At 76.9% G+C, this 6,287-nt stretch carries 6 protein-coding genes; 1 reads left to right on the top strand and 5 read right to left on the bottom strand.

What is annotated here, in order from left to right; genetic code table 11:
• Positions 1-266 precede the first annotated feature (266 nt).
• Positions 267-578 (top strand): hypothetical protein, encoded by a 312-nt coding sequence (locus tag ACFYUY_RS18240; RefSeq protein WP_387901585.1) that lies wholly within the window; start codon positions 267-269, stop codon positions 576-578.
• A 79-nt stretch (positions 579-657) separates the two neighbouring features.
• On the opposite strand, the gene ACFYUY_RS18235 is transcribed toward ACFYUY_RS18240, so the two are convergent.
• The 5 genes from ACFYUY_RS18235 to ACFYUY_RS18215 form a co-directional block, all read right to left on the bottom strand.
• Positions 658-1,968 carry a DUF58 domain-containing protein gene (locus ACFYUY_RS18235; protein WP_387901584.1) on the bottom strand — a complete coding sequence of 437 codons (1,311 nt, stop codon included), beginning with the start codon at positions 1,966-1,968 and terminating at the stop codon, positions 658-660.
• A gap of 28 nt (positions 1,969-1,996) precedes the next feature.
• Positions 1,997-2,926, bottom strand: a complete 930-nt coding sequence (locus ACFYUY_RS18230; RefSeq protein ID WP_360218140.1) for a MoxR family ATPase — start codon at positions 2,924-2,926, stop codon at positions 1,997-1,999.
• Between the two features lie 92 nt (positions 2,927-3,018).
• The gene (locus tag ACFYUY_RS18225) at positions 3,019-4,251 is read right to left on the bottom strand and encodes a DUF4350 domain-containing protein (protein WP_387901581.1); all 1,233 of its coding nucleotides are present in this window, start codon (positions 4,249-4,251) and stop codon (positions 3,019-3,021) included.
• Positions 4,248-4,919, bottom strand: coding sequence for a DUF4129 domain-containing protein (locus ACFYUY_RS18220; RefSeq protein ID WP_387901579.1), 672 nt, complete (start codon positions 4,917-4,919; stop codon positions 4,248-4,250). The genes ACFYUY_RS18225 and ACFYUY_RS18220 overlap by 4 nt, the downstream gene beginning before the upstream one ends.
• A gap of 5 nt (positions 4,920-4,924) precedes the next feature.
• Entirely contained in the window at positions 4,925-6,097 is a 1,173-nt protein-coding gene (locus ACFYUY_RS18215; protein ID WP_387901576.1) for a hypothetical protein, read from the bottom strand.
• Positions 6,098-6,287 lie beyond the last annotated feature (190 nt).

Below are 6,287 nucleotides of genomic sequence, written 5' to 3'. Positions count from 1 at the left end.
GAAGCTAAGCCTCACAGCGCCGATGGTACTGCAGGGGGGACCCTGTGGGAGAGTAGGACGCCGCCGAACAATCATTCACGAAGAACCCCCGCCGGGATATCCGGCGGGGGTTCTTTGCGTTGGGGGCGGAGCGGCGGCGTCCGTCGGAGCGCCGTACGACGGCGCCGGTCCTCCGGGGCAATTCCGGTGACACCGCGGGCGCCGTACCGGGAGACTGCTGACCGACGGAGCTGTACGAGCAGCCGGCGCGCGAAGAGGGGCGAAGAGTGGCACTGGTGAAGAAGGGCTCCCGGCGCATCGTCGTCGACGGCGTCGAGTACCGCTGGCGGGTGAGCCGGAGGCACTGGTGCTGCGACTACGAGGGCAGCACCCTGGGCTACGTGGTGGAGGACGTGGCGCGTCCCGGTACGACGCTCGTGGTGGAGACCGGTCGGCCTTCCGCCTCGGTACCGGACACGGCGCGGGGGGAGGTCGTCCTGCCGGGTGAGGTCGCCGCGGGCATCCGGGCGGCGCGGTCGAACGGCTGGACGCCCGGCTCGAGCGGTTCGCCGTTCAAGCTGCACCTCTCCGCCGTCTGACCCCGGGTGTCCGCCCCCGGGGCACTGCCGGAGGCGGGCGCGGTCTCGCGGGCAGGCGGGCAGGCGGTCAGACGGGCGGTCAGAGCCGTCCGGCCGCCTTGAGGGCGAGGTAGGTGTCGGCGAGGGCCGGGGCGAGCTGGGCGGGAGGGGCGTCGAGGACGGTCACCCCGAGGCGGGTGAGGCGCTCGGCGGTGGCGCGACGGTCGGCGCGGGTCTGTTCCGCGGCGGCGGCGCCGTAGACGGCCTCCAGGGTGCCGCGGCCCGCGGCGAGGACGTCCAGCCGGGGGTCGGCGACGGAGGCCAGGACGACCTCGTGGCGCTTGGTGAGCAGCGGCAGCAGCGGGCGCAGGCCGTCCTCGACGGGGGCCGCGTCGAGGCCGGTGAGGAGGACGACGAGCGAGCGGTGGGGGGCCATCCGCAGGGCGGTGGAGACCAGCGCGCGCATGTCGGTGTCGTGGAGGTCCGGTTCCAGGGCGGCCATCGTGTTGGTGAACGCCTGGAGGACCTCGCTGGGCGGGGCGCCGGCCACCGCGGCGCGCTTGCGGGCGTCGTGGGCGAGCAGGTCGACCCGGTCGCCGGCGCGGGTGGCGAGGGCGGTGAGGAGCAGGGCGGCGTCGAGCGCGGCGTCCAGGCGGGGGGCGTCGCCGACGCGGCCGGCGGAGGTGCGGCCGGTGTCGAGGACGACGAGGATGTGCCGGTCGCGTTCGGGGCGCCAGGTGCGGACGGCGACGGTGTTGCGCCGGGCACTGGCCCGCCAGTCGATGGAGCGGACGTCGTCGCCGGGCAGGTACTCGCGCAGGGAGTCGAACTCGGTGCCCTGGCCGCGGGTCAGGACGGAGGTGCGGCCGTCGAGTTCGCGCAGCCTGGCGAGCCGGGAGGGCAGGTGCTTGCGGCTGGCGAACGGGGGCAGGGCGCGGACCTTCCAGGGCAGGTCGTGCGAGCCCTGGCGCCCCGCCAGGCCGAGCGGGCCGAGGGAACGGACCGTCACCCGGTGCGCGTGGTGGTCGCCGCGGCGGGTCGGGGCGAGGACGGTGACGGTCCGGCGCCGTTCGCCGCCGGGGACGAGCAGGGTGTGCCGGGACGCCGCCACGGCGGTGCCGGGCTGCCAGGCGGAGGGGCCCCAGGCGTCGCGGATCCGGGCCCTGAGGGGGCGTCCGGACGGGTTGGTGACGGTCAGTTCGACGCGGGCGGACTCGCCGAGCCGGACGGTGGTGTCGCCGCCCCGGCCGAGCCGGAGGCTGCGGACGGGGGCGGCGAGCACCAGGTCGACGAGGGCGGCGAGCAGGACCGTGCCGCTGGCCAGGCCGATCCCGGCCCAGGAGGGCAGCACCAGGCCCACGAGGACCGCGCCGAGGGCGGCGAGCAGGGCGGTTCGCCCGGTGAGGGCCATGCGGTGCGCTCCTTCCGGAACGGGCGGTTCAGCGGGGGGCGGGCGTCTGGGCGAGGACGGCCTGGATGACGGAGTCGGCGGTGACGCCCTCCATCTCGGCCTCGGCGCGCAGTGCGACGCGGTGGCGCAGGGTGGGCAGGGCGAGCGCCTTGACGTCGTCCGGGGTGACGTAGTCGCGTCCAGCGAGCCAGGCCCAGGCGCGCGAGGCGCGGAGCAGGGCGGTGGCGCCGCGCGGCGAGACGCCCATGGACAGCGAGGGCGACTGCCGGGTGGCCCGGCAGAGGTCGACGATGTAGGCGAGGACCTCGGGGGAGACGGTCAGTTCGGCGATCTGCCGGCGGGCGGCGGCCAGGTGCTCGGGCCCGGCGACGGGGCGGACACCGGCCGCGGCGAGGTCGCGGGGGTCGAATCCGGCGGCGTGCCGGGAGAGCACCTGGAACTCCTGGTCGCGGTCGGGCAGCGGCAGGACCAGCTTGAGCAGGAAACGGTCGAGCTGGGCCTCGGGCAGGGGGTAGGTGCCCTCGTACTCGACCGGGTTCTGGGTGGCGGCGACCAGGAACGGGACGGGCAGCGCGCGGGGCTCGCCGTCGACGGTGACCTGGTGCTCCTCCATGGCCTCCAGCAGGGCGGCCTGGGTCTTGGGCGGGGTGCGGTTGATCTCGTCGGCGAGCAGCAGGTTGGTGAAGACCGGGCCGGGCTGGAAGGAGAACTCGGCGGTGCGGGCGTCGTAGACGAGGGAGCCGGTGACGTCGCCGGGCATCAGGTCGGGGGTGAACTGGATGCGCTTGGTGTCCAGGCTGAGCGCGGTGGACAGGGCGCGCACCAGCAGGGTCTTGGCGACGCCCGGGACGCCCTCCAGCAGCACGTGGCCGCCGCACAGCAGGGCGACGACGAGACCGGTGACGGCGGCGTCCTGGCCGACCACGGCCTTGCCGATCTCGGCGCGCAGGGCGGTCAGCGCCTGGCGGGGGTCGGTGGCGGTGCCGGGGGTGCCCGGGGTGGCAGCCGCCGCGCCGGGGGTGCTGGTGGGGGTGGCGGTGGCCTGTTCGGTCACGGGTTCCGTACCTGCCTTTCGAGGGCGTCGAGGTCGTCGGCGAGCCGCAGCAGTGCGGCGTCGTCGGTCGGGGGCGGGCCGTAGAGGAGGGCCCGGACGTCCCCGGCGGGTCGTTCGGGGAGGCGGTCGGCCACCGCGGCGCAGAGCGCCTCGGGGTCGGGTGCGCCGGCCCGGGGCGGGACGCCGAGGGCCGGGGCGATGCGGTGGGCGGCGGCCCGGCGCAGGGCCTCGGCGGCGCGGCCGTGGGCCCTGGCCCGGCGGTAGAGCCGGGCGCGGCCCTCGGTGGTCTCGGCGGCGCGGACCACCACGGGCAGGTTCTCGCTGATCACCGGGCCGAGGCGGCGGCCGCGCCAGAGGGCGGCCAGGACGGCGGCCACGGCGAGCTGGTAGCCGGCCCAGCGCCAGCCGTCCGGGATGTAGTCGCCGAAGGTCCGGTTCCGGGTGCCCTCGGCGAGCGGCGCGGTGTAGTCGGGCAGGTGCCAGGTCAGGTGGGGCCGGGAGCCGAGCAGCCCGAGGGCGAGGGCGGCGTTGCCGTCCTCGGCGAGCTCGCCGTTCTGCAGGAAGTCGCCGGTGCCGAGCACGATGACCTCGCCGCCCGGGGCGGGGGCGCTGACCAGCGGGTAGCCGTGGCCGCGCGGGTAGCAGCCCTGACCGCGGCTGCCACTGGTGTAGAGCATGCCGCCGATCCCGGCGCTGCCGGCCCGGACGGCCTCGGTGAGCGGGCACCGGGCGGGGGTGCTGCGGACGGTGGCGTAGGGCGGGCCGCCGTCCTCCTCGGAGGGGCGGATGCCGGGGGCCAGGGCGCTGAGGGCGGCCGGTCCGGGGGCGACGAGCACCAGCCGCTCGTGCCGGGCGCCGGCGACGGCCCGCAGTTCGGCCGGGGTGAGCAGGTCGGGCTCGGGCAGGACGAGGGTGTCGGGCCCGGTGGGGCGCAGGGTCGGGTCGGTGCTGATCGTGGTCCGCAGGCCCTGCTGCTCGAGCAGGGCGAGGACGGCGTGGGTGCCGTCGCTGTCGTAGGAGCGCGGGTCGAGGGGCGGGTAGCGGCGGTCCTGGCCGAGCGCGGCCACCGCGGTGGCGCCGATCAGCAGGACGGCGAGGGCGGCCAGGTACCAGCGGGCCCGGCGCCACAGGCCCCGCCCGGTGGGGGCGAGGCTGCTCGGGGCCGTCCCGCCGGGGGCGGGACGGGCGGTCCCGGCCTCGGCGGGAGGCGCGGGGGCGGTGCTGGTCATGCCGCTCCTTCCGGGGCCGTGTCGAGGTCCGGCCGGGCGCGTTCCAGGGCCCGGTCGAGGTCGCTCAGCAGCTGGTAGGCGGCCTGGTCGGCGGTGCGCTCGCCGTAGGCGATGTCGTCGAAGGTGCGGGCGGCGGCGGCCAGCGCGGCGGCGTGCCGGGGCAGTGCCCGGCCGGCCTCGGCGGCGGCCTCGTCGGCGGTGCGGCCGGGGCGGGCGTCGAGCAGGGTGCGCTCCTCCAGGCCCCGGACGAGGGCGCGCATCCGGGCGCGGACGGCCTCGGCCCACTGCCCGGCGGCGGCGTGCCGTTCGGCGTCGGCCCGGTACTGGGCGGCGCGGCGCGGGCCCTCGTCGCCGTAGACGTCCAGGACGGTGCGGGCCGCGCGGCGGGGTGCGCCCAGGCGCCACCAGAGTGCGGCGCCGATCAGGACGGCGACGACCAGGAAGAGCACCAGGCCGGTGGTGCCGCTGGTGCCGGTGCCGGAGATGCCGTCCAGCGCTCCGGTGATGTGGTCGTTGAGCCAGCTCATGACCCGTTCCAGGACGCTCGGGTCGTGCTTGTGGTACTCCGCGTCGAGCAGTTCGTCGCGGGCGGCGTCGCGTGCCGGGTCCCGCGGCACGGTGACCGGGGCGCCGCCCGCGACGAGGAGCCCGTCCCCCCAGGTAGGCATCCGCGTCAGCGCCTCGCCGGGCCGGGGCCGGCCCGGTCGCCCCGGCCGGCGCCGTCGGGCTCGGCGAGGCCGGCGGCGCGGGCCAGTTCGATGTCGAGGGCCTCGCGGCGGATCCGCTGGTCGACGTAGATCAGCACGTTCAGGGCGGCCAGGAAGGGGATGGTGAGGGTGGCCGCGATGATGCCGGCGACGGCGGTGGTGACCAGCATGGCGGCCGGCTGGTGGGCGATGCTGTTGAGGTCGACCTGGCGGTCGACGTCGTCGAAGCCGAGGACGAGCCCGAGGAAGCGGAACGGGACGGCGATGACCATCGCCACGATGAAGGACAGCACCTCGCCGAGCAGCGTGACGCCGAAGATCCGCCACCAGGAGCCGCGGACCAGGCGCCGGGAGCGGGACAGCGCGGTGACCACGCCCTGCTTCTCCAGCATCAGGGCGGGGGCGGCCAGGCTGAACCGGATCCACAGCCAGGCGGCGACCGGGAGGGTCAGGAAGCCGACGAGGAACAGCAGTGCCTCGGTGGCCGGCTCGCCGGAGCCGCCGGATCGGTAGAAGTACCAGGGGCTGAACCCGAGCAGCACCACGCCGCCGGACATCAGGCCGGTGAGCACGGTCAGTCCGAGCAGCTGCAGCACCCGGGGACGGGCGTCGCGCCAGGCGTCCCCGGCGGTCGCGGACCGGCCGAGGACGGCGCGGCTGACGACCACGGTGAGCAGGGAGACGGCGATCACGCTGCCCAGCACCCGCAGCGGCAGGGTGGCCAGCAGGATCACCACCTGGGTGGCCGGTCCGGTCCTGCCCGTGACCAGCTGGCCGGCGGCGACGACCCCGGCCTGCTGGATCACGGCGATGCCGAGCGCGAGCGGGAGCGCCGTCCGCCAGTGCCTGCGGATGGTGGCGACGGAGCCGTCGAGGAGTTCGCCGACGCCGAGCGGGCGCAGCGGGATGACGCCGGGCTTGGGGCTCTGCGGGGCTCCCCAGCCGTACGGGTGGGGGCCGCCGCCCCCGGCGGGCCGGCCGCCGGTCAGGGCGGGCGGGGCGTTCCACCGGGGTGCGGGGTGGCCCTGCGGGGGTGCCGACGGCCCGGGCACGGCGGCGGGCGCGTCGGCCGGCGGCCGGGCGTCGCCGCGGGGCGGCTCGGACGAGCCGGGCGAGGCCCAGCCCGGAGTGTCGGTCATCACTGCTCCTCGGAGGGCGTCACGGGCGCGGTTCCGGGCGGATCTTTCGCCCGCGCGCAGCGCCCATCGTGCCATGGGGCCAGGACGGGCCCCAGGGGCAGCCGCTCGATGATCGGCAAGCCGGGCCCCGTGGTGGGCGGGTGGTGGGCCGCGGAGGGTGCGGAGGTACTCCAGTGCGGGCCATTCGTCC

It is taken from the genome of Kitasatospora sp. NPDC004745 (assembly GCF_042873275.1).
GTDB lineage: Bacteria > Actinomycetota > Actinomycetes > Streptomycetales > Streptomycetaceae > Kitasatospora.
Note: the sequence above shows the minus strand (reverse complement) of the source record. Positions and strands in the feature narration are given on the sequence as shown.

Excerpts from the sequence above, each read along its gene's own strand:
- ACFYUY_RS18235 (WP_387901584.1), bottom strand. The coding sequence starts at position 1,968 with ATGGCCCTCACCGGGCGAACCGCCCTGCTCGCCGCCCTCGGCGCGGTC.
- ACFYUY_RS18225 (WP_387901581.1), bottom strand. The coding sequence starts at position 4,251 with ATGACCAGCACCGCCCCCGCGCCTCCCGCCGAGGCCGGGACCGCCCGT.
- ACFYUY_RS18220 (WP_387901579.1), bottom strand. The coding sequence starts at position 4,919 with ATGCCTACCTGGGGGGACGGGCTCCTCGTCGCGGGCGGCGCCCCGGTC.
- ACFYUY_RS18215 (WP_387901576.1), bottom strand. The coding sequence starts at position 6,097 with ATGACCGACACTCCGGGCTGGGCCTCGCCCGGCTCGTCCGAGCCGCCC.